Here is a 22,272-nt window from a genome sequence, read left to right as displayed (position 1 = left end):
CTCCCGTTTTCCTAAACTTTCTCTAGTACAAAAAATATTCTTTCCCCAGCTAATTCTATATTTTCATATTTTTTGGCAATTTTAAATCCAACTTTTTCTGCTATTTTTTCCACAACTCCTATTTCAAAAATCTTTTTTTGATGAAATTCTTCTATTTTTTTATAATAATTTTTTTCAAATTCCACAAAATAAACTGTATGAAAATCATCTAATCCTTCCTCTTCATTATAAAAATGTCTCCAAATAATTGTTATTTCTTCTCTTTCATCCAAAAATATATTATTTTCAAACATATCATCTATTAATTTTCTTGTTACAATATCAAATATAAAAAATCCATTTTTAGGCAAATGTTTATATATATTTTCCAAAGTTGTTTCCAACTCATTTTCTGAAGTTAGATAATTTATTGTATCAAAAAATGAGACTACCAAATCTACTTCAACAGGTAATCTTAGTTCTCTCATATCCATATTTACTAAAGGTATACTAATGCCATCTTCTACCATTTTATCTTGTGCCACTGATAACATATCTGAAGATATATCAACCCCTAATACTTTATACCCATCTTTATATAACCTTATCAATATCTCTCCTGTTCCACAACCCAAATCCATTATATCTGTTCCATTAAAATTTATGTCTTTTAACATTAATTTTAAAAAATCATACCATTCGTTATAGTTCGCTATTTCCATAACCTCATCATAAATATACGCAAATTCAGAATGCATTTTATACCTCATCTCTTTTAAGAACGTTTAAAAAATAAGTTTCTCATTTTTTGTTATAAAAACGCTTAAAGAATGTTTAAAAATAATTTTATATATTTTGTTATAAAAACGCTTGAATCGTTGCGTATTTTAAAACAAAAGGATAAGGTTGTTTTTAAAGCGTTCCTAAACCATTGCGTGTTTTAAAACAAAATCGGAAGGTTATTTTTAAGCCATTCCTTAATATTTTTTTATCATAATAAACCTTTAAAAAATTATTTAAATGTATTTTTATTCCCTGTTATTCTTCTAGGCTCTATTGCATTTACAGGACACATCTCTTGACAACAAAAACATCTTATACATCTTTCTCTATTGATTTTTACTTTTCCATCTTCTATTTTTAAAGCTTTTGGAGTTGGTGGACATACTTTTACACATTCACCACATAAAATACATTTTTTCTCATCAAAATATGGCTTTGGCACCAATATATTTTTTATAAATTTGTTTATAAAATTTGGAACAGGTATAAGCATTCCAACTTTAAGCTCTTTTTTTACTTTTTTAAAATCTTTTACTTCTAATTTTTCTATTTTTTCTCCTAATATCTCTATTTTATCTTTATCTATTTCTCCTAATCCTCTTTCAAATCCTTTTACTATTGGCATTACATCATACGGCGATATATTTACCAATCTACAAGCTGTCGCATCCAAGGCTATAAAATCTTTTGATATTAAAATAGCTCCTATTTTTTTAGGGTCTCCATTTCTAGGACCATTCCCTTCCATTCCAACTACTGCATCCATTATACCATAAATTGGTTTTAATGCAATATTTAAATCTATTAACATTTCAGAAAATTTATCTTTTTCTGAAAAAGTATAATGAAATTTAGGTTTTAATATGCCTGGTACTGTCCCAAATAAATTTTTTATAACACCTGTATAATATGTCATTGCATGAGTTTTTAATTTGGGCAATGAAAATATATAATCTACATCTTTTACTGCTTTAGCAAATATAAATTTTTTCACTACTTTTCCATCTACTAATACTTCAACTTTATTTTTAAAATCAGCAAATTCTGCGCCTTCTTCTTCAATAACTTTTTTCATACCAGTTACATTATAAATTATCTCCTGAGTTCCTGTTCCTGGACTATCTCCAACATAAACTTTCGCTCCAGCTTCATGTAATATTCTTATCACAGCTCTTACAACTTCTGGATGAGTGGTAACTGCTTTTTCTGGCTTTTCAGGTGAAAGTAAATTAGGTTTTAATAAAACTTTTTTATCTTTAACAAATTTGATTCCTCCTGTTAATTCTAATCCTTCTTTTATAACTTTATATAAATTATCAAATTTATAATCATCACATTTCATCAAAGCTACTTTACTCACAGTTACCTCCCTATTATAATATATAATCATACTCCAAAAACTATTTTACATAACCTCTATCTTTTAGTTTTTTCAAATGTTTTACTAAAGCATCATCTAAGTTAATATCATATTTTTCCTCTATAACATATGTCATTGTTGCACACACTTGCATTACATCCAAAAGTTCTCCTGTTATTTTTTCCAATACCTCTTCTTCTGTCATATTAACTTTTTCTCCATTTAATCCTCTAAATTTAGAAATAGCTTGTGACAATTCTCCAGCTTCTTCCATAAGTTTTAAAGCTGTTGTTTCCATTGTTATTTTATTTAATCCGTTTAATTTTGGAAAATATTTAAAATTCATCTTTTCACTCCTCGCAATTTTTATGTTTTGATTTTTCAATATACATTTTACTATCAGCTTCATTAATTAATTTCATACTATTTTTATGTCTTTTTTTATTATAATTAGCAGTTCCACAACTAAAAGAAATTTCATATTCTTTATTTGAATTATTATTATATATTTTTCTTTTTTCTTCCATTCTATTTAATACTAAATTTATATCTTCTAATTTACAATCTATTAAAACAATTAAAAATTCATCTCCACCTAATCTAGTTATTATATCCTCTTCTCTTATGCTTTCTTTCATTATTTTTACTACTGTTAATATAAGATTATCACCCTCTTTATGACTATATATATCATTTGTTGATTTCAAATTATCAACATCTACATATATCACAGATATTCCTATATGTTCTCTATTTGCCATTAATATCTTTCTATCTAAAATTTCCAAACCTGCTCTTCTATTATATGTTTTTGTCATTTCATCTATTGTTGCTAATTTTTTTAATTTCTCTTCTAATAATTTTCTTTCTGTTATATCCTCTTCTGTTATTACATGATTTACTATTTCACCATTTTCATCTCTTAATGTTGACATTATTAATTTTTCCCAATTTCCATTTTTAGTATTTCTTCTTTCATCTTGCCAAACATTATCACTTTTTAAAAATTTATGTATCTCATTCCAATCCTCTTTTAATTCAAATTTTTCTCCAACTATAGGTTTATATATCTTATATCTTTTTAGATACTCAACATTTACATACTCGATATTAAACTCTTTATCTGTTAAAATAATAGAAAGAGGATTTTGCTCTATTACCCAAAGATATTTTTTTAAATTTTCTTTTATTTCCTCTATTTCATTAAGTTTCTTTAAAATAAAATATATAATTATAATAAATAAAAACATTATAATGAAAATTATCAATATAATTTTATAGTCTTTTTCTTTTAAATTTATTATATTTTTTTCTTCAAACATTACTATTTTATCATTGGTATGATTTTTATATAGTATCATATTATATTTTTTATCTAATTTATTTTTTATACTTATAATATTTATTCCATTATATTTTTTATAATCTTTTTTCATATTTTTTCCAGTTGTTTTTAATATATTTTCTTCTCGATTTGAAGCTATTATTACTCCATCACTTAATATTAAATTTATATTTTCTTTATATTTTTTTAAAAAACTATCAACTTTTTTCAAATTTAATTTTATTACTAATACGAATTTATCTTTATTATTAACTATTAATTTGCTAAAGTACATTCCTCTTTTTTTTGTAACATTTCCTACTGCATAATCAATATATTTATCTTTCCCATCCAATATTATTTTTTTATAATAATCTCTAAACTTATAATTTTTTCCGTACATCCCTTTTGTTGTAGATATAAAAACGTTTCCATCTTTATCCAATATATAAATTATACCTAAATCTAAATTTTCTTTTAAAATTTCAAAAATATTTTCTCCTACATTTTTATTAAATATATTTTTATTATTAGATAATTTATCTAATAATCTTTCTATTTTCATAAAATATCTTTCATTTAATTCAGAATTTATATTTTTTAAAATCTTTTTATTGTTTTTTATATCTTCAATCCCGCTATTTATATTTAATTCAACAATTATAAATATAAATAAAATAGTTATTAAAGCATATATCATTTTTAATTTACTACTTTTCATTCATATCATCCCCTATTCACAATTTCCCTTAGCTCTTTAAGTATATCCGCCTCTTTTACTTTTTTAACTATTTCCCCTTTTTTAAATATTATTCCCACACCTTTTCCTCCTGCTACTCCAAAATCTGCTTCTTTGGCTTCCCCAGGACCATTTACAATACACCCCATTACAGCAATTTTTAATGGCTTTTCTATATTACTAAACTCTTTTTCCACTTTTTTTGCAAGTCCAATTAAATCAATTTCTGTTCTTCCACAAGTTGGACAAGATATTATCTCTATTCCATTTTTCCTTATACCTAAAACTTTTAGAATCTCTTTTGCCACTTTTATCTCTTCAACAGGATTTTCTGTTAATGATACTCTCATTGTATCACCAATATTATCTAATAATAAACTTCCTATTCCAATTGCTGATTTTACAGTTCCTTGAAAGAAAGTCCCAGCTTCTGTTACTCCAAGATGAAGTGGATAATCAACTTTTTCTTTTATCATTCTATATGCTTTATTCATCACTCTTACATCACTTGATTTTAACGAAATTAATATATCTTTAAAATTAAATTTTTCTAATAATTTTATATGATACATTGCACTTTCCACCATAGCTTCAGCTGTAGGATGTCCAAATTTTTCTAATATATGTTTTTCTAATGAACCACCATTTACACCTATTCTAATTGGAATATTTTTTTCTTTTGCTTTTTCTACAACTTTTTCTACTTTCCAATCTTCTCCAATGTTCCCTGGATTTATTCTTAACTTATCTATCCCATTTTCTATTGCTAATATTGCTAATCTATAGTCAAAATGTATATCTGCTATAAGAGGAATATTAATTTTTTTCTTTATCTCTTTTATAGCATTTCCTGCTTCTATATCTTGAACTGTAACTCTCACTAATTCACAACCTGCTTCTTCAAGTTCTAAAATTTGATTTACAGTTGCCTCTATATCTCTTGTGTCTGTATTTGTCATTGATTGAATTATTACATTTTCTGTCCCACCTATAAATATATCTCCTACTTTTATCTTTTTTGTATATGTTGCCATTTTTACATCTCCTTATTTATATTTTTATTCCATTTTGAAATATAGTTTTCCAAATATTTAATCCCACTTTCATAATCTGAAAACTTTTCTTCTAATTGAGCTATATATATTAATTTTAATATTTTACCTATTTCAGGACCAGGTTTTATACCTAGTTTTATAACGTCCTTCCCTTTAATTATAGGTTTTGTCTCTTCTTTTATATTTTCGTATATTTCAATTGATTCCTTAACGTATAAAATATTTTCATCTATATTCTTTCTCCCTAAATAATCTGCTTTATGCAGTAACATCAAATTTAAAAAATCAACTTTTACTGATAATTTTTTTATAGTTTTTCTATTTATTGATTTTGAAAAATTAAATGGTACCATATGATATTTTATTAAACTAAAAACATTTTTAGCTAACTCTTTAGAACTAGTCATTTTTTTTATACTTTTTTTTGATAATTTAGCTCCTTCTATTTCATGTCTATAAAATGTAATATGATTCCCTATTTTATTAGTTTTTACAATTGCCTTTCCTATGTCGTGAAATAATATAGCCAACATAACCTCTATATTCCTTTCATTAATTTCTAACACATCTAATGTTAACATTGTATGTGTGAATGCATCCCCTTCAGGATGAAATTTGTCTCCTTGTTCGATTTCGCTTAATCTATCCAATTCAGGAAATAATAACTTTAATAATCCAATTTTTTTCATCCATTGAAATGCTAACGAAGGTTTTTTTGCCTTCAACAATATTTTTTCAAATTCTATAAATATTCTTTCTTTTGCTATGTTTAAAATTTTTTCTCTATTTTTTATTGCTATCTTTTCTGTTTTTTCATCTACTTTAAAATTTAATCTCGCTAAAAATTGTGCTATCCTTAAAATCCTTAAAGGGTCATCATCTATATTTTTATCATCAACTAATCTAATTATACCATTTTTTATATCTTCTATTCCATTAAAAAAATCTATTATTTTTTTACTTTCAAAATCATAATATATAGAATTCATTGTAAAATCTCTTCTTCTTCCTGCTGATTTTATATCTAAATTTTCTTTTGGAACAGAAAATTCATAATCTCCAATTAAAATTATTTTATAACTTTCTCCAACGATTCTAGCTTTTCCAAATTTATTTAATATATCATATAACTTTTGAAATTCTACATTAAAAACCTCAATATCAATATCCTTATTTTTAATATTTAATATATAATCTCTTATATATCCGCCACAAATATAAGGCTTCCCACCATTTTTTATTATTTCATTAAACATATTAATTAATTTTTTATCTAAATTTATATTAATCATAAAATTCACTCTCTTTTTTATTTTTACGACCCTTATCTATATTTTACCATAATTATAAAAAAAGAATAGCTAAAAATTGCTATTCTTTTTGTTAGGTACAATAAAAAATAAATTCGTCAAAATTGTTTGAGAAAATCTGTAGATTCGTTCATATTTTTCAAACAAATGACTCATTAATTTTTTTAAAGTCCCTTATTATAAATCTAAAATTTTCTTTATAAAATTCAAAGGATTTAATGATACTACTTTATATGCCTGCTCACTATTTAATCCACTAGCAAGTGCCACTTTATATGCAAATTCTTGTGATATAAAATCATCTGGCGAATGTGCATCAGTATCAACTAACATATTTGCTCCAAATTTGCTAGCCAATTTTGCGACATGTCCATTAGTTAAAGAATGTCCTTTTCTTGCTGACAGTTCTAAATATACATTGTTTTCTACAGCTAATTTTACTTCTTCTTCTGTAATCAATCCAGGATGTGCCAATATATCTACATATTTTGATTTAACAGCATATAAATTTGTTTTTAAAGCTACTGGTTCTACAATTGTTTCTCCATGGACTACAACAATTTTTGCACCTTTTGCTTTTGAATATTCTGCTAATTCATTTATCATTTGAGGTGGTACATGAGTTAATTCCACTCCTGGCAAAACTTTTATTTTATAATATTGTCCTTCTGATTTTATAAATTCACCTATTTTTGACAAAATTTCATCTATATTTGTAACATCTGCATGGTCTGTTATTGAAATAACCTCATAACCTAAATTTTCGGCTCTTCTTACATGTTCACTAATTAAAAGTTCTCCATCACTTAATAAAGTATGCGTATGAAATTCATATCTATTCCCCAATTTCATCATAATTTCTCCCTCCAAAATATCATTTCCATTTTTACTCCATTCCCTTTTTCAGAAGTGATTATTAATTTGTCAGCAAATCTTTTTATATTCGGTATTCCCATTCCAGCACCAAATCCAAGTGCCCTTATATATTCAGGAGCAGTTGAAAATCCAGCTGTCATAGCCTTTTCTATACTTTCTATTCCAGGACCAATATCTTCTACAAATACCACTATACTTTCATCAGTAATTTCAGCAACTATTTTTCCTATTCCGCCACCATGAATAACCACATTCACTTCTGCTTCATATGTTGATATACTTATTTTTCTTATTAATTTAGTCTCTATCCCTTTTTCTTTTAAGAAATTTTTTAATAATGCTGAACCTTCTCCTGCGTTATTAACATTACTATTATTTATAGAATAGCAAAATTGAGGTTCATTTTTATTAATATTATTTTTAACAAAAACAGAAAGTGGAGAATCCAATATCTCTTTTCTTCTTTCATCATGCAAATATAATACTGACAATTTACTAACTACTGAAAATAACAGGTCTTGTTTTGTTATTATTCCAATTAAAGTATTGTTTTCTGAAACTACAGGATATCTTCCAAATCCATAAGTACTTAAAAATTCTACTATTTTTTCAAAATCATCCTCCATTTTTAAAGCCACAACTTTTTTCCTTTGTTTAACTGATATTTTCATATCAATTTGATTGTTAGAAAGTGCATTTATTATATCTTCCATTGTTATAATATTTATAACTTGGTAATTATCATCTACAATTGGTATCCCAGATATTTTTTTATTCTTCATTATCTCTTGAGCTTCTTTAAATGTATTTTCTTCTTTTAGTACTATTAGCATACTATTCATTACATTTTTTGCAGTTAAATCTTTAAAAAAATCTTTATATTTCTGCAAAATATCCATATTTTTTACATCCATTTTAACCTCCAGTTGTGAATGGCTTAAAACTAACATCCCCCATTTAAGAACGTTTAAAAAATAAGTTTCTCATTTTTTGTTATAAAAACGCTTGAAGAATGTTTAAAAATAATTTTATATATTTTGTTATAAAAACGCTTGAACCGTTGCGTATTTTAAAACAAAATAAAAAGGTTGTTTTTAAGCCGTTCCTTAATAATTTAAAAATATGTTGTTATGATAAAAATTTTAACAACTTTCAAGTTTTTCGTTATATAATTTACCACATGCAGTATATAAAAGTTCTTTTGTAGTAAGAACTGGTATTCCTACCTCTTTCGCTAAATTTATAGTATCTTGTTGAGGTATTTTCCCTCTTACTAAAACAATTACTGCTAAATCCATCATTTGAGCTGTTCTTATAATTTGAGGTGTTGTTAGCCCTGTTAGCAATAACGAATCTTCTTTGGCAAATGCTAAAACCTCACTCATTAAATCAGCTGCACCAACATGTTTTATATCCATCTCTTTTATATATTCCTCTCCAACTATAATTTCCGCATCAATTAATTCCATTATCTCTTTTAATTTCATTTTCCCTCCTACTTTTAAACTATAAAATCTTATTTTTAATTTCGTCCAAGTTAAGTCCTAATATTGCTATTTTTTTATTTCTTCCTGTACTTCCTGATACGATTTCTATATTTTTTTTAGCAGTCTTTAAATATTTAGAGAAAAAATTAACTATATTTTTATTGGCTTCTCCGTCAGCTGGCAGACCTCTTATTTTTATTTTTAATCTACCATTATATTCTCCAATTATCTCATTTTTTTGACTTTTAGGCTGCACATATAGATTTATATATATTTTCCCATCTTTTTCTTCAAACATTTTTATCTCCTATTTTTTTAATCCATTTCTAAAGCATTCTCACTACAAAGTTTCTAACAATATCTAAAATAAACAACAATATAATTGGTGATAAATCTAATCCTCCCATATTTCCTAGTGGCAAAACCACTCTAAAAGGAGCAAGTAATGGTTCTGTCAAATCATTAATAAACCTTCCAAAATCACTGTTTTGTCCACCACGTGGCATAATCCAAGACAATATTATCCTAATAAATATTAACGCTTCTATTACTCTAACTGCTAAATTAATTATAAGTACAATCATCTTTTAATCCTCCCTGTTCTCTTTTATCCGTTTTAATCCTGTGGTTAAAAAAATCTTTTTATCTCTTTTATTTTATTTATTTCCAGCTAATTCCTTAACTTTCAAATAACAAGCCTCCACAGCTGATTCCATTGTATATCTAATTCCATTTTTCTCCATATCAAAAAGTGCTGCTGCAGTAGTTCCACCTGGTGAAGTTACCATATCTTTTAACTGCTCAGGATGCTTCCCTGTTTGTTTTATGAGCTCCGCTGAACCAATAAATGTTTCAACAGCTAATTTTAAAGCCACCTCTTTTGAAAGTCCTAATTTAACTCCACCATCTGCTAAACTATTTATCAATACAAAAACATATGCTGGCCCACTTCCTGATATTGCAGTTAATATATCTAATCCTTTTTCATCTATTTCTATAGTTTCTCCCGTTGCAGACAATAGTTCTAATATCTCATTTTTTTCAGATTTTTCGCTGAAATTTTCATTAAATACTACCCCTGACATCCCTTTTCTTATTAATGCTGGAGTATTTGGCATTACTCTAACTATTTTTTTATTTTTTCCAAGATATTTTTCATAAAAATTCAAATTTATTCCTGCTGCAATAGAAATTATAATTTTATTATCAAGCTTTAATTCTGCTAATTCTTCTAATACATATTTCATAACTTGTGGCTTTACTGCTAAGAAAATTATATCAACACCCAATATTAAATCTGAAATAGTATTTGCTGATTCCACATTATACTTTGATTTTATATATTCTCTTCTATCATTATTTAATTCATAAAATAAAATTTCTTTTTCTTTATATAAAGCACTTATATAAGCTTCACCCATATTTCCAGCACCAATAAATCCTATTTTCATAATTATCTCACTTCCTTATATTATTTTTATAAATTTCATAAAATCATTTTAATTTCTAATCATCTAATGATTAAACCCTAAAAATGTAATTTCCTATTGTAGATTAATCATCCAAAAAATATTTTTTACCTTTTATTACATAATCATACCCAGACCATATAGTAAGTACCACAGGGATCAACATTAATAGTTGACTAATTATAGAATTTTTAGTAAAAATAACTATTATAATCACTATCATTTGAGATGCTGTTTTATATTTTCCAATTTTTGCAGCAGCTATAACCACTCCATCTGAAGCTGCCAAAATTCTCAAACCTGTCACTAAAAATTCTCTTGTAAATATAATAATTACCATCCAAGAAGGTATATAATGTAATTCCACAAAAACCGTCAAAGCAGATAAAACTAAAATTTTATCTGCTAATGGATCCATTAATTTACCAAATTTTGTTATCAAATTATCTTTTCTAGCTATATATCCATCAAAAAAATCTGTAATTGAAGCTATTGCAAATATTAAAACTGCTGCAATTGGCATATCCAATTCTAAAAATATTAAAAATGGAACTATTAATACTATTCTTAAAAGAGTTAATTTATTTGGTAAATTCATTTTCTATTATCCCTCCTAATAAATCATAATCAAAATTTTGTTCAATTTTAACTTTTACAATTTCTCCTCTTTCTCCAGTTCCATCATTAATCAAAACTTTTCCATCTATTTCTGGAGCTTGTCCACAAGTTCTACCTTCTAACATATACTCTGATTCTTCAGATACGCCATCTATTATTACTTCTACAACTTCTCCTATATATTTTCTATTTATATTTTCTGCTATTTTACTTTGTATATTGGTAAGCTCTACCCATCTCTTGTGTCTTGTATCATCATCTATTTGATTTTCTAAATCAAAAGCAGGTGTGTCTTCTTCTCTTGAAAAATTAAATATTCCTGCATAATTAAATTTAAATTCTTCTACAAAATCTTTTAACTCTTCAAATTCTTCTTCAGTTTCTCCAGGAAATCCAACAATTAAAGATGTTCTAAAGACTGCTTCTGGTATTTCTCTTCTTATTTTATAAAGTAGTTCTTTCATCTCTTTTGCAGTCCCTCTTCTTCTCATAGATGTCAATATTTTATCTGACACATGTTGAATAGGAATATCTATATATTTACATATTTTATCTTCTTCTTTAATAACTTTAATTAATTCGTCATCAAAATTACTAGGATATGTATAAAAAACTCTTATTCTTTCCAATTCCTCCACTTTTGCAATTTCTCTTAAAAGGTCTGCTAATCTTCTTTTTCCATATATATCAATTCCATATTCTGTAGTATCCTGGGCTATAATATTCACTTCTCTTACTCCGTTTGATACTAAATTTTCTATTTCTTTAATTATATCTTCTATTGTTCTACTTCTATATTTTCCTCTTAAATAAGGTATTATACAAAAAGCACATCTATTATCGCACCCTTCAGCAATTTTTATATATGCTGTATGTGGCATAGTTGTAATGACTCTTTCTGTTTCACTATTAGCTAGAAAATCTAAACTTTCACTTTTGATTATTTTCTTCCCATCAATCACTTCATCTAAAACTTCTTCTATTTTATCTATTTCACCTGTTCCTATTATTCCATCTATTTCTGATAATTCTTCCATCAAATCCTCTGAATATCTCTGTGCTAAACATCCAGCCACAATTAGTTTTTTTAAATTACCAGTTTCTTTTAATTCTCCAACTTCTATTATTGTCTCTATAGATTCTTCTTTTGCATCTCCTATAAATCCACAAGTATTCACTATAGCTACATCAGCTTCTTCTATATTAGATATTATCTCAACATCTTTTCGTTTTGATAATATCCCAATTAAATTCTCACTATCTACTAAATTTTTATGACATCCTAAACTTACTAAAGCTAATTTCATTTTTCTCCTTTCTAAAGAAGATTTGTATCTCTAATTTTTTAATCTTAAAATATCTTCTTCACTTAATCCTGTTATTTTTGATATAGTTTTTAAATCCAATTTATTTTTTAATGCTTCTCTAGCAATTTTTTCTATTCCTTCTTTTATTCCTTCTTCTTTCCCATTTTCTCTTCCTTTTTTTTCAGCTTTTTTTAAAGCTGCATCTTCATCTCTTAACCATTTTAATCTAGCTTCATAACTTTCTCGCTCATCCTTATTTAATGACATCTCTTCTAATATCTCTACTGCTTTTTTTATTGTAGATACTTCTGCTAATTCTTTTGGAAGTTTATTTTCTTCATATTTTTCTGCTCTTTTCAGAAAATTTACCCATCTATCTAACATTGTGCTAAAATTTTCGTTATATTTTTCTAACTCTATAAAATGTATCTCTAGATGATCTATAAACTCTTCTTTACTTTCCATATTTATTATCTTATAAATATTATGATAATTTTCCTCATCTAAACATTTAAAATTTAATATATTTATGCTTATTGTTTTCTTTAAATTATCATAATTTATTCCTGTTGACAATTGACCTGAATATAATCTAGCCCAATAATATAAAGCCCTCTTATCAAAATATTCTTGATCAATAATCTGCATCTCTATATTATACCAACGCCCTCTTTGATCTACTGCTTTTATATCTAATATTGATAATTTATCATTTCTAAAATTCTTATCATTATATGGATTTTTTAGTTCTAATTCTGTTACTCTATCATCTTCTGATACTACTGAATTTATAAAATCTAACAATAAATCCTTATTCTCTTCCGAACCAAACAATTTTTTAAATACGAAATCTACTCTTGGATTTATTCTACACATAATTTTATAATCTCCTTTCTTAAAAAACATTAAAGTAAAAAAATAAGCTACGCTTCATCTGGTAGAACATAAATGTTTTTCAAAATTTTTGGCTTCTGAAAAATTTCGCTTTGAAAAATCGCATATTTCAAAAAAATAGCGTAGCTTATTTTCTAGACAAATTTATACTTTCCTAGTAAGTAAAAAAGGGAATAAATTCCCTTTATTTTTCTTCTTTTGGTATTAATGCTTTTCTACTAAGACTAAATTTACCTTTTTCTTTTCCTATAACTTTTACCATAACTTCTTCGCCTTCTTTTAATACATCTTCTACATTTGCAACTCTTTTGTGGTCTAATTCTGATACATGCAATAACCCTTCTTTTCCAGGTAATACTTCTACAAAAGCTCCAAATTTCATTATTTTGATAACTTTTCCTGTATATATTTCACCTACTTCAATATCTTGAGTATATGCTTTTATCATAGTTAATGTTTCATTTAATTTTTCTTCATTAATAGCAAATATACTAACATTCCCATCATCTTTTATATCTATTTTTGCTTCTGTTTTTTCTATTATTCCCTTAATATTTTTTCCACCAGGTCCAATTAAGTCAGAAATTTTTTCTTTATCTATAGTTAATGTAGCTAATCTTGGTACAGTTGGAGCAAATTCTACTCTTGGTTTATCAATTACAGCTTCCATTTTATTTAATATAAATAATCTTCCTTTTAGAGCTTGTTCTAATGCTTTCTCCATTATTTCTCTGCTTATTCCAGTAATTTTTATATCCATTTGCAAAGCTGTAATACCTTTTCTAGTTCCTGTAACTTTAAAATCCATATCCCCTATATGATCTTCTAATCCCATTATATCTGTTAATACAACAAAATCTTCTCCTTGTTTAATAAGTCCCATTGCAACTCCAGCAACATGTTTTTTTATTGGAACTCCAGCTGCCATTAACGACAATGAACCACCACAAACTGTTGCCATAGATGAAGAACCATTTGACTCTAAAATCTCAGATACAACTCTTACTGTATATGGGAACTCTTCTTGTGAAGGCATAACCTCTCTTAAAGCTCTTTCTGCTAAAGCTCCATGTCCTAATTCTCTTCTTCCAGGACCTCTTAAAAATCCAGTTTCACCTACACTGTAAGGTGGGAAGTTATAATGCAAATAAAAATGTTTTCTAATTGCTTTATCAAGTCCATCTATAATTTGTTCATCTTCTGCTGTTCCTAATGTAGTTATTACCAATCCTTGAGTTTCTCCTCTTGTAAATAGTGCTGTTCCATGAGGAATTGGTAATATATCTATATCTATACTAATTGGTCTGATTTCATCTATCGCTCTACCATCAACTCTGTGATGTTTATATACAATAGTATCTCTAACCATTTTTTTCATTAAATCATGAAAATATCCTTTAAATTCACTTAAATCCTCTTTTGGAATTTCACCATCTTCATATTTTGTAGCTAATAGCTCTTCTAATTCTAATTCTAAACTGTCTACAGCTTCTTCTCTTTCTAATTTTCCATGAACCAAAACAGCTTTTTCTAATTTTTCTTTTCCATTTATGTCTACAAACTCTTTAATCTCTACTGGAACCTCTTTTACTTCAAATTCCATTTTTTCTTTCCCAGCCAATTTTTGAAACTCTTCTTGTATAGCTACTATTGTTTTTATAGCATCATGTCCAAACATAATTGCACCTAACATTAGCTCTTCTGAAACTTCTTTTGCTCCAGATTCTACCATTGTAATTGCATCTTTAGTTCCTGCCACTGATAAGTTTATTTCACTTTTTTCTAATTGTTCTGGCAATGGATTTAATACATATTCTCCATCAACATAACCAACTATAACACCTGCAACTGGTCCTAAAAATGGAACATCTGAGATGCTAAGTGCTGCTGAAGCACCTATTATACCAAGATAATCTGTAGTGTTTTCTCCATCATATGATAAAACTGTTATATCTATTTGTACTTCATTTTTAAATCCTTCTGGAAATAAAGGTCTTATTGGTCTATCTATAAGTCTTGCTGTTAATGTTGCATTTGTTGAAGGTCTTGCTTCTCTTTTGAAAAATCCTCCAGGTATTTTACCTGCAGAATATGTTTTCTCTATAAAATTAACTGTTAATGGAAAAAAATCTGCCCCTTCTCTTGGTTTCTTTTTCCCTACAACAGTTGCTAATAATACAGTTTCTCCATAGCTAAGGATAACTGCTCCTCCTGCTTGTCTTGCCATTTTTCCAGTAGTAAATGTTAATTTTCTTCCTGCTAATTCCATTTCTACCATTTTTTCGTTAAACATTTAGTTTCCTCCCTTTCCGTTTCTTTCTCTTTAAAAAAAACGGGATAAAAATCCCGTTTAATTATTTTCTTATTCCTAATTTTTGGATAAGTGCTCTATATCCTTCAATATCTTTTGATTTTAAATAGTTTAATAATCTTCTTCTTTTTCCTACTAATTTTAATAAACCTAATCTTGAATGGTAATCTTTTTTGTGAGATTTCAAATGTTCTGTTAAATGTTTTACTCTCTCAGTTAATAAAGCTACTTGTACTTCTGTAGAACCTGTATCTCCTTCTTTTTTCCCAAATTCTTTTACTATTTCTTCTTTTGATCTCATTGCCATGTCTAAATACCTCCTGATTTTATTATCTAATCAAAGTAATACGCTGACAAACGCAAAACTTAGACTAAATTCTTCTATATTATATCATAACTACCATTTTTTGTAAATATTTAATCCAATATTTTTTCTATACCTATATTCAGTTCATTTATCAAATTTACATCTGCCCAATCTTTTCCATTACTATTTAATATTCTTACCCAAGGCCTTGATAAGTTATCTTTATTCTGTTTTAATACCACGGCTTCACTGCCGTCTGATAGTATTAAAGTTGTTCCATTTGGATATGCTGGTACTTTATTTAAAAAAGAATCTACAATATATGCCGGAAAAAATTTATCCCTAGCTACCATAAAAAATTCTCTTGCTTTATCAGGTAAAACTCTCAATTTATAACTTTTATTATTAGTTATTGCATCATAAACATCAGCAATCCCTGCTACATATCCATATTCACTTATATTCCCATCACTTAACCCTCTTGGATAACCATGACCATTATACCTCTCATGATGTTGATAAGCTACATGAGCTGATAATATATTTATACCTGTCATTTTCCTTATAAAATCATAACCTATTTTTGGATGTAATTTCATCATAACCAATTCTTCTTCTGTTAATTTTCCACTTTTATTTCTTACTTCATAAGGAATTCCAATTATTATCCCAATATCATGTATTAATGCCCCTTTTGCTAAATCAACCAATTTTTCAAAATTATACCCCAAAGCTCTTCCTATTAATATAGATACTGCTGCTACATTAACCATATGAGCGTATATATAATCTTCATTTAATCTTGTATCAATAAGATTTATTAGAGGGTTTCTTATTCTCATAAAATCCTCTACCATCTCTTTCCCTAATTTATTTAATCTTTCATGTACAATTTCAAGCTCATTTTTCATTATTTTTTCATTTATTTTTTTATCTTTAGATTTATTGTATATTTCTAATAATTTATCATTTATTTTTTTTGCTTCTGTTAATGCTAAAGTTCTCATATTATCTGAAAGAATATCTATTACCTCTATATCAGTAGTTCTATCATCTTTTACATATATAGAAGTTATTCCTTGGGTAGGCAGCCTTAAAATATAGTCTTCGGTTAATTCTACATTTACACCTAATACTATTCTTCCGTCTGCTCTATAAATAGGTCTTGCTATTTCCATTCCTTCTTTTAAATATTTTATCCCCAACCTTTTCATAATATTCCCCTTACAAACTTTATTATCTTATTAATGCAAATGCCTCTGCTCTAGCACCTTGATCCTCTTTAAATATTCCTCTTACAGCTGATGTTATAGTTTTTGAACCTGCTTTTTTTATTCCCCTCATTACCATACATAAATGTTGTGCTTCTATAACTACAACTACTCCTTCTGCATCAAGTTTTTTCATTAATACATCTGCTATTGTAGTTGTTAATCTTTCTTGCAATTGAGGCCTTTTAGAAACTACATCTACTACTCTAGCTAGTTTACTAAGTCCAGTAACTTTTCCATTCTTAGGAATATATGCTATATGAGCTTTTCCAAAAAATGGTATCAGATGATGTTCACACATAGAATAGATATCAATGTCTTTTACTAAAACCATCTCATCATGTTCTTCAGTAAAAAATACTGAAACTTCATCTGCAGGATCTTTATGAATCCCTGCAAATATCTCTTCGTACATTCTTGCCACTCTTTTTGGTGTATCTACTAACCCTTCTCTATCTGGGTTTTCTCCTACAGCTTCTAAAATCATTCTAACTGCTTTTTCTATTTTTTCTTTATCAAATTTACTATTCATTTACTACTACCTCCTCAATAAATAATTCTTCCATCTCTTTACCTGAAACAACCTCTTTTTCTAATAATGTTTCTGCTAATTTATCTAATTTATCCATATTATCAGTTAACATTTTTTTTACAACAGCATATGAACCATTAATTATTTCAAAAATTTCTTTATCTATTGTTCTAGCTGTTTCATCGCTATAATTACCAGATTTTACCATCTCTTTTCCTAAGAAAGGTTGTTCATCTGTTTTACCTAATGTTAATGGACCTACCTTTTCACTCATTCCATATTTAGTTATCATTTTTCTAGCTATATCAGTTGATCTTTCTATATCGTTTGAAGCTCCAGAAGTTATATCTTTAAATATAATTTCTTCTGCTGCTCTTCCACCTAATAAAGTTTTTATCTCTTTATAAAATTCTGATTTACTTACTAAAAATCTATCTTCTGTAGGCAAATGCATTGTATATCCTAATGCTCCAACTCCTCTTGGAACTATTGATATTTTATGCACTGGATCAGTATCCGGTAGTAACCATCTAACTAATGCATGTCCTGATTCATGATAAGCAATTATCCTTTTTTCTTTTTCATTAATAACTCTACTTTTTCTTTCTGGTCCAGCCATTACTTTTTCTACAGCTTCTTCCACATCGTCCATCATTATTGTTTCGCTATTATGACGTGCTGACAATATAGCTGCTTCATTTAATACATTTGCCAAATCTGCCCCTGAAAATCCTGGTGTTTTTCTAGCAATTATACTTAAATCTACATCTGCGTTAAATTTTTTCCCTTTTGAATGCACTACTAATATCTCTTCTCTTCCCTTTATATCTGGTCTATCTACTACAACTTGTCTATCAAATCTTCCTGGTCTCATAATAGCTGGATCAAGTACATCTGGCCTATTAGTTGCTGCAATTATAATTATATTTTCATCAGTTCCAAATCCATCCATTTCTACTAATAGCTGATTCAACGTTTGTTCTCTTTCATCATTTCCACCACCAAGCCCAGCTCCTCTTTGTCTAGCTACTGCATCTATCTCATCAATAAATACTATACAAGGTGAATTTTTTCTTGCTTTATTAAACAGATCCCTTACTCTTGAAGCTCCAACTCCAACAAACATTTCTACAAATTCAGATCCTGAAATACTAAAAAATGGTACTCCTGCTTCTCCTGCTACAGCTTTTGCTAAAAGAGTTTTTCCAGTACCAGGAGATCCTAATAATAAAACACCTTTTGGTATTCTTGCTCCTATTTTCAAAAATTTACTTGGCTCTTTTAAAAATTCAACTACTTCTTGCAACTCTTCTTTTGCTTCATCTACTCCAGCTACCTCTTCGAATGTAACTTTAGGCCCATTTTCATTGTTATCTTTAGCTTTTGATTTTCCAATATTAAATATTTGCCCTCCTGAACCACCAGGTCCTTTATTCATTTGATTTAACATATATAGCCATATTCCTATTAATAATAGCATTGGAAACCAAGATATTAAAATATTTGCCCAAAAAGGCATTTTATCAGGTTCGTCTGATTTTATTTTAACTTTATTTTTTATTAATTGGTCCATTAAATGTTTATCGTCTGCTAATCTATAACCTATCATCCTAGCTTTTATAGTTTCATTTTTATTATCCATTCCAGGAACCATAGCATATATATACGAGCCTTTTTCTTCTACCTCTTTTATTGCTCCACTATTTATAAGGCTTTCAAAAGATGTATAACTAACTATTTTTTCTTGCTTAAAATTATTTTTACTAAATAAACTTGGCAACGATATAATTATTGTAATTAAAAATAAAAGTAATACAACATTTTTAAAATTTATCTTTTTATTTTTAACATCATTTAAAAAATTGAAATCAATTTCATCTTTTATATTCTTTTTATCTTCTTTTTTATCTTCTTTTTTATCTTCTTCACTCTCTTTTTCTTCATTTATACCTTTTTTTTCTTTTTGCTCTTCTAAACTATCTTTTTCTTCTTTTTCTTTTTTTATGCCTTTTTTTTCTTCTAAATTTTCTTCATTTAAATTTTTATTATTTTCCATTTAAACCTCCCTTATTATTAACATTACTACATATTTTGTCTCTTCTGTTATTTGATATTTTTTATTATATCTTAAATTTTCTACAGATATTATCTCATTTTCATTTAATATAATTATAATATTATCTCTTTCATCTTTTGGAATTTTCATATCTATAAAAAAATTTTTTAATTTTTTCTTTCCATTCATTCCATTAGGATAAAAATAATCCCCATTTTTTCTACTTCTTATAACAAATTTTTCTTTATCTTTTAATTTATTATAATCTAAATATACCACTCTTTTTCCAGAATCTTTTTGCATTTTAGAAATTTCTACTACTTCAGTTGTTATAAGTTTATTTTTATATAATATCTCCTCCCCTATTTTTAATTCTTTTTCTAAATTTTCTATAATACCATTTAGGTTATTCTTAAAAATTTTATTTCTTTTTACAATTTTTATAATATCATACTCTTTTACTAATATAAACTCTTTAGTTAAATCTAACTTCAATGTACCACCGCTATTTAATATATTTAATATTTCATATATTTTATTACTATTTATTTCTATTTCTTTATTAGATAAAAATTTATTTATAATTTTTCTTTGAATAAATTCATCATATTTTTTTAATTCGCTTATATAAATTTCATTCTCTAAATTTATTTTTGAAATAATTCCTTCAAAATATCTATTAGTTTCATCTATTTCTGAAACCAGTTTAATAATTTTTTCTTCAAATTTTACGTTAAAACTTTCTTTTATATATGGTATTAAATTAAGCCTAATTTTATTTCTTGTGTATATATCTTGAAAATTTGTCTCATCTGTTACATATTTATAACCTTTTTCATTTAAATAGTTATAAATTTTTTCTTTACTTATATTTAAAATAGGTCTTATAAACTTACCTCTTTTTATAGGGATAGATGACAATCCATTTAAAGATGTCCCTCTCATTAATCTAAACATGAAAGTTTCAACTACATCATTTAGATTATGTGCAAGTGCAATTTTATCTGCATCAGTTTTATTTAATATTTCTTTAAAAAAACTATATCTTATCTCTCTTCCTGCTTCTTCTCCACCTATTTTATTTTCTTTAGCATATTTTTTTATATTTTTTTTTAATACATACACAGGCACATTATATTTTTTTCCTAACTCCTCTACAAACCTCTGATCCCTATCAGCTGTTCCTCTTAACATATGATTAACGTGAGCAAAAATAAAATTTATTTGAAGTTCTTCTTTTAATTCCATTAACAAATGAAATAAAGCTACAGAATCTGCTCCTCCTGATATTCCTATTACAATTTTATCTTTTTTATTTATCAAACTGTTTTCTTTTAAATTTAAAAGAACTTTATTTTTTATTTTTTCTCCTCCTTTTACCAAATCTAGCTATAATTCTAGCTGCTCTACTTCTTCTAAGTTTTAATGCTTTTTTTATTATTTTCATTCTTCTTTTTTCACTTAGTTCTATATATATATCTGCCATTTTTGCAAATGTGTTTTCAGGTGTAAATTTTTCAGCTTCTTCCATACTTTTTTTTGATATTTCTTTATATAATTCTTCATCATTTAGAATTAAATCTATTTTTTCTACAAATTCTTTTTCATCTAATGAAGTTAAAAAACCAGAAACACCATTTTCTACCATATCTTCTACTCCACTTGCTTTTACTGCTACTACAGGAATTCCTGTTGCCATTGCTTCTAACACAACTAATCCTTGTGTTTCTGTAAGTGATGAAAATACAAATATATCTGATTCTCTATAATATTCTGCTATATTTTCTCTTTGTACATATCCCGCAAAAACCACATTCTCTTCTATATTTAACTCTTTACATCTATTTTTTAATTTTTCTCTATATGGCCCATCTCCAACCAACATCAATTTAATATTATCATCTTTTTCTTTTAATAATTTCAAAGAATCCAATAAAAAATCTATATTTTTTTCTTCTCCTAATCTTCCAACAAATATTAATACTTTTTCCTCTTCTTTTATATTTAACTTCTTTCTAATTCCTATTTTTTTACTATTTTTAAATTTACACACATCTATTCCTGTTGGAATAACTGATATATTTCTTTTCACCCCATATTCTAAAAGTTTTTCTTTTACTTGATTTGATGGCGATATAATATAATTACAAGCATTACAATAGATGGCACTTATTGATTCTGCCATTTTTTTTGTTCCAGTTTTAGGCAACTTTAAATAATGTACATATTCAGGGAATAAAGTATGATATGTATGTACTAACGGTTTCCCTGTTTTTTTTGCAATATAAGCACCTAATAACCCCAACGAAAATGGAGTTTCTGCATGTATAATATCTAAATTTAATACTTCTATTCGTTTTAACGTTTCTAGTTTGGGCGGATATGTCAAACGGTATTCTGGTTGAAAAACCAATTTAAAAGATTTTAGTCTTATAATATCTGGATCAATCTCTTCATAATTTGGTTCTGTAGGTGCTATTATATAAACTTTATGTCCTAATTTCTCCAATTCTCTTTTTTTTATCTCTATAGATGTCACTACTCCATTTATATTAGGTTTATATGTGTCTGTAAAAATACCTATTCTCATAAAA

General features: G+C 26.7%; 22 protein-coding genes. All 22 read right to left on the bottom strand.

Features of this window, described 5'->3' with window-relative positions:
• Nucleotides 1–11: 11 nt before the first annotated feature.
• Nucleotides 12–737, bottom strand: coding sequence for a class I SAM-dependent DNA methyltransferase (locus tag RDY08_RS02980; protein ID WP_307904939.1), 726 nt, complete (start codon nt 735–737; stop codon nt 12–14).
• Nucleotides 738–991: 254 nt separating this feature from the next.
• A complete protein-coding gene (locus tag RDY08_RS02975; RefSeq protein ID WP_307904938.1) occupies nt 992–2,122 on the bottom strand; it encodes a DUF362 domain-containing protein in 1,131 nt (376 codons plus the stop codon).
• A gap of 40 nt (nt 2,123–2,162) precedes the next feature.
• Nucleotides 2,163–2,468 (bottom strand): MazG-like family protein, encoded by a 306-nt coding sequence (locus tag RDY08_RS02970; RefSeq protein ID WP_307904937.1) that lies wholly within the window; start codon nt 2,466–2,468, stop codon nt 2,163–2,165.
• 4 nt (nt 2,469–2,472) lie between these two features.
• Nucleotides 2,473–4,167, bottom strand: a complete 1,695-nt coding sequence (locus tag RDY08_RS02965; protein WP_307904936.1) for a sensor domain-containing diguanylate cyclase — start codon at nt 4,165–4,167, stop codon at nt 2,473–2,475.
• A 5-nt stretch (nt 4,168–4,172) separates the two neighbouring features.
• Nucleotides 4,173–5,219, bottom strand: a complete 1,047-nt coding sequence (gene ispG, locus RDY08_RS02960) for a flavodoxin-dependent (E)-4-hydroxy-3-methylbut-2-enyl-diphosphate synthase (RefSeq protein ID WP_307904935.1) — start codon at nt 5,217–5,219, stop codon at nt 4,173–4,175.
• Between the two features lie 2 nt (nt 5,220–5,221).
• Nucleotides 5,222–6,532 carry a CCA tRNA nucleotidyltransferase gene (locus RDY08_RS02955; RefSeq protein ID WP_307904934.1) on the bottom strand — a complete coding sequence of 437 codons (1,311 nt, stop codon included), beginning with the start codon at nt 6,530–6,532 and terminating at the stop codon, nt 5,222–5,224.
• 195 nt (nt 6,533–6,727) lie between these two features.
• On the bottom strand, nt 6,728–7,405 hold the full coding sequence (locus RDY08_RS02950) for a histidinol phosphate phosphatase domain-containing protein (protein WP_307904933.1): 678 nt from the start codon (nt 7,403–7,405) through the stop codon (nt 6,728–6,730).
• Nucleotides 7,402–8,340 carry a CBS domain-containing protein gene (locus tag RDY08_RS02945; RefSeq protein ID WP_307904932.1) on the bottom strand — a complete coding sequence of 313 codons (939 nt, stop codon included), beginning with the start codon at nt 8,338–8,340 and terminating at the stop codon, nt 7,402–7,404. The genes RDY08_RS02950 and RDY08_RS02945 overlap by 4 nt, the downstream gene beginning before the upstream one ends.
• A 228-nt stretch (nt 8,341–8,568) precedes the next feature.
• Nucleotides 8,569–8,913 carry a DRTGG domain-containing protein gene (locus RDY08_RS02940; protein ID WP_307904931.1) on the bottom strand — a complete coding sequence of 115 codons (345 nt, stop codon included), beginning with the start codon at nt 8,911–8,913 and terminating at the stop codon, nt 8,569–8,571.
• 19 nt (nt 8,914–8,932) lie between these two features.
• Nucleotides 8,933–9,211, bottom strand: coding sequence for a DUF167 domain-containing protein (locus RDY08_RS02935; protein WP_307904930.1), 279 nt, complete (start codon nt 9,209–9,211; stop codon nt 8,933–8,935).
• 28 nt (nt 9,212–9,239) lie between these two features.
• Nucleotides 9,240–9,497 (bottom strand): YggT family protein, encoded by a 258-nt coding sequence (locus RDY08_RS02930; protein WP_307904929.1) that lies wholly within the window; start codon nt 9,495–9,497, stop codon nt 9,240–9,242.
• Nucleotides 9,498–9,569: 72 nt separating this feature from the next.
• A complete protein-coding gene (gene proC / locus RDY08_RS02925) occupies nt 9,570–10,364 on the bottom strand; it encodes a pyrroline-5-carboxylate reductase (RefSeq protein ID WP_307904928.1) in 795 nt (264 codons plus the stop codon).
• A gap of 103 nt (nt 10,365–10,467) precedes the next feature.
• The gene (gene pgsA / locus RDY08_RS02920) at nt 10,468–10,980 is read right to left on the bottom strand and encodes a CDP-diacylglycerol--glycerol-3-phosphate 3-phosphatidyltransferase (RefSeq protein ID WP_307904927.1); all 513 of its coding nucleotides are present in this window, start codon (nt 10,978–10,980) and stop codon (nt 10,468–10,470) included.
• Complete coding sequence (gene rimO, locus RDY08_RS02915) at nt 10,964–12,307, bottom strand: 30S ribosomal protein S12 methylthiotransferase RimO (RefSeq protein WP_307904926.1); 1,344 nt, start codon at nt 12,305–12,307, stop codon at nt 10,964–10,966. Before rimO ends, pgsA begins: the two co-directional genes overlap by 17 nt.
• A 30-nt stretch (nt 12,308–12,337) precedes the next feature.
• Entirely contained in the window at nt 12,338–13,183 is an 846-nt protein-coding gene (locus RDY08_RS02910; protein WP_307904925.1) for an Rpn family recombination-promoting nuclease/putative transposase, read from the bottom strand.
• A gap of 202 nt (nt 13,184–13,385) precedes the next feature.
• A complete protein-coding gene (pnp, locus tag RDY08_RS02905) occupies nt 13,386–15,494 on the bottom strand; it encodes a polyribonucleotide nucleotidyltransferase (RefSeq protein WP_307904924.1) in 2,109 nt (702 codons plus the stop codon).
• A 61-nt stretch (nt 15,495–15,555) separates the two neighbouring features.
• Entirely contained in the window at nt 15,556–15,813 is a 258-nt protein-coding gene (gene rpsO, locus RDY08_RS02900; RefSeq protein ID WP_307905439.1) for a 30S ribosomal protein S15, read from the bottom strand.
• A 116-nt stretch (nt 15,814–15,929) separates the two neighbouring features.
• Entirely contained in the window at nt 15,930–17,033 is a 1,104-nt protein-coding gene (locus RDY08_RS02895) for an HD-GYP domain-containing protein (RefSeq protein ID WP_307904923.1), read from the bottom strand.
• Nucleotides 17,034–17,055: 22 nt separating this feature from the next.
• Nucleotides 17,056–17,622, bottom strand: a complete 567-nt coding sequence (gene folE, locus RDY08_RS02890) for a GTP cyclohydrolase I FolE (RefSeq protein WP_307904922.1) — start codon at nt 17,620–17,622, stop codon at nt 17,056–17,058.
• The gene (gene ftsH / locus RDY08_RS02885; protein ID WP_307904921.1) at nt 17,615–19,678 is read right to left on the bottom strand and encodes an ATP-dependent zinc metalloprotease FtsH; all 2,064 of its coding nucleotides are present in this window, start codon (nt 19,676–19,678) and stop codon (nt 17,615–17,617) included. Before ftsH ends, folE begins: the two co-directional genes overlap by 8 nt.
• Nucleotides 19,679–21,061, bottom strand: coding sequence for a tRNA lysidine(34) synthetase TilS (gene tilS / locus RDY08_RS02880; protein WP_307904920.1), 1,383 nt, complete (start codon nt 21,059–21,061; stop codon nt 19,679–19,681).
• Nucleotides 21,030–22,268, bottom strand: a complete 1,239-nt coding sequence (locus tag RDY08_RS02875; RefSeq protein WP_307904919.1) for a glycosyltransferase family 4 protein — start codon at nt 22,266–22,268, stop codon at nt 21,030–21,032. Before RDY08_RS02875 ends, tilS begins: the two co-directional genes overlap by 32 nt.
• Nucleotides 22,269–22,272: the final 4 nt, after the last annotated feature.

Source organism: Haliovirga abyssi (assembly GCF_030295325.1).
Taxonomy (GTDB): Bacteria; Fusobacteriota; Fusobacteriia; order Fusobacteriales; family Haliovirgaceae; genus Haliovirga; species Haliovirga abyssi.
Note: the sequence above shows the minus strand (reverse complement) of the source record. Positions and strands in the feature narration are given on the sequence as shown.

Excerpts from the sequence above, each read along its gene's own strand:
- RDY08_RS02980 (WP_307904939.1), bottom strand. The coding sequence starts at position 737 with ATGCATTCTGAATTTGCGTATATTTATGATGAGGTTATGGAAATAGCG.
- RDY08_RS02970 (WP_307904937.1), bottom strand. The coding sequence starts at position 2,468 with ATGAATTTTAAATATTTTCCAAAATTAAACGGATTAAATAAAATAACA.
- RDY08_RS02965 (WP_307904936.1), bottom strand. The coding sequence starts at position 4,167 with ATGAAAAGTAGTAAATTAAAAATGATATATGCTTTAATAACTATTTTA.
- ispG (WP_307904935.1), bottom strand. The coding sequence starts at position 5,219 with ATGGCAACATATACAAAAAAGATAAAAGTAGGAGATATATTTATAGGT.
- RDY08_RS02955 (WP_307904934.1), bottom strand. The coding sequence starts at position 6,532 with ATGATTAATATAAATTTAGATAAAAAATTAATTAATATGTTTAATGAA.
- RDY08_RS02950 (WP_307904933.1), bottom strand. The coding sequence starts at position 7,405 with ATGATGAAATTGGGGAATAGATATGAATTTCATACGCATACTTTATTA.
- RDY08_RS02945 (WP_307904932.1), bottom strand. The coding sequence starts at position 8,340 with ATGGATGTAAAAAATATGGATATTTTGCAGAAATATAAAGATTTTTTT.
- RDY08_RS02940 (WP_307904931.1), bottom strand. The coding sequence starts at position 8,913 with ATGAAATTAAAAGAGATAATGGAATTAATTGATGCGGAAATTATAGTT.
- RDY08_RS02935 (WP_307904930.1), bottom strand. The coding sequence starts at position 9,211 with ATGTTTGAAGAAAAAGATGGGAAAATATATATAAATCTATATGTGCAG.
- RDY08_RS02930 (WP_307904929.1), bottom strand. The coding sequence starts at position 9,497 with ATGATTGTACTTATAATTAATTTAGCAGTTAGAGTAATAGAAGCGTTA.
- proC (WP_307904928.1), bottom strand. The coding sequence starts at position 10,364 with ATGAAAATAGGATTTATTGGTGCTGGAAATATGGGTGAAGCTTATATA.
- pgsA (WP_307904927.1), bottom strand. The coding sequence starts at position 10,980 with ATGAATTTACCAAATAAATTAACTCTTTTAAGAATAGTATTAATAGTT.
- rimO (WP_307904926.1), bottom strand. The coding sequence starts at position 12,307 with ATGAAATTAGCTTTAGTAAGTTTAGGATGTCATAAAAATTTAGTAGAT.
- RDY08_RS02910 (WP_307904925.1), bottom strand. The coding sequence starts at position 13,183 with ATGTGTAGAATAAATCCAAGAGTAGATTTCGTATTTAAAAAATTGTTT.
- pnp (WP_307904924.1), bottom strand. The coding sequence starts at position 15,494 with ATGTTTAACGAAAAAATGGTAGAAATGGAATTAGCAGGAAGAAAATTA.
- rpsO (WP_307905439.1), bottom strand. The coding sequence starts at position 15,813 with ATGAGATCAAAAGAAGAAATAGTAAAAGAATTTGGGAAAAAAGAAGGA.
- RDY08_RS02895 (WP_307904923.1), bottom strand. The coding sequence starts at position 17,033 with ATGAAAAGGTTGGGGATAAAATATTTAAAAGAAGGAATGGAAATAGCA.
- folE (WP_307904922.1), bottom strand. The coding sequence starts at position 17,622 with ATGAATAGTAAATTTGATAAAGAAAAAATAGAAAAAGCAGTTAGAATG.
- ftsH (WP_307904921.1), bottom strand. The coding sequence starts at position 19,678 with ATGGAAAATAATAAAAATTTAAATGAAGAAAATTTAGAAGAAAAAAAA.
- RDY08_RS02875 (WP_307904919.1), bottom strand. The coding sequence starts at position 22,268 with ATGAGAATAGGTATTTTTACAGACACATATAAACCTAATATAAATGGA.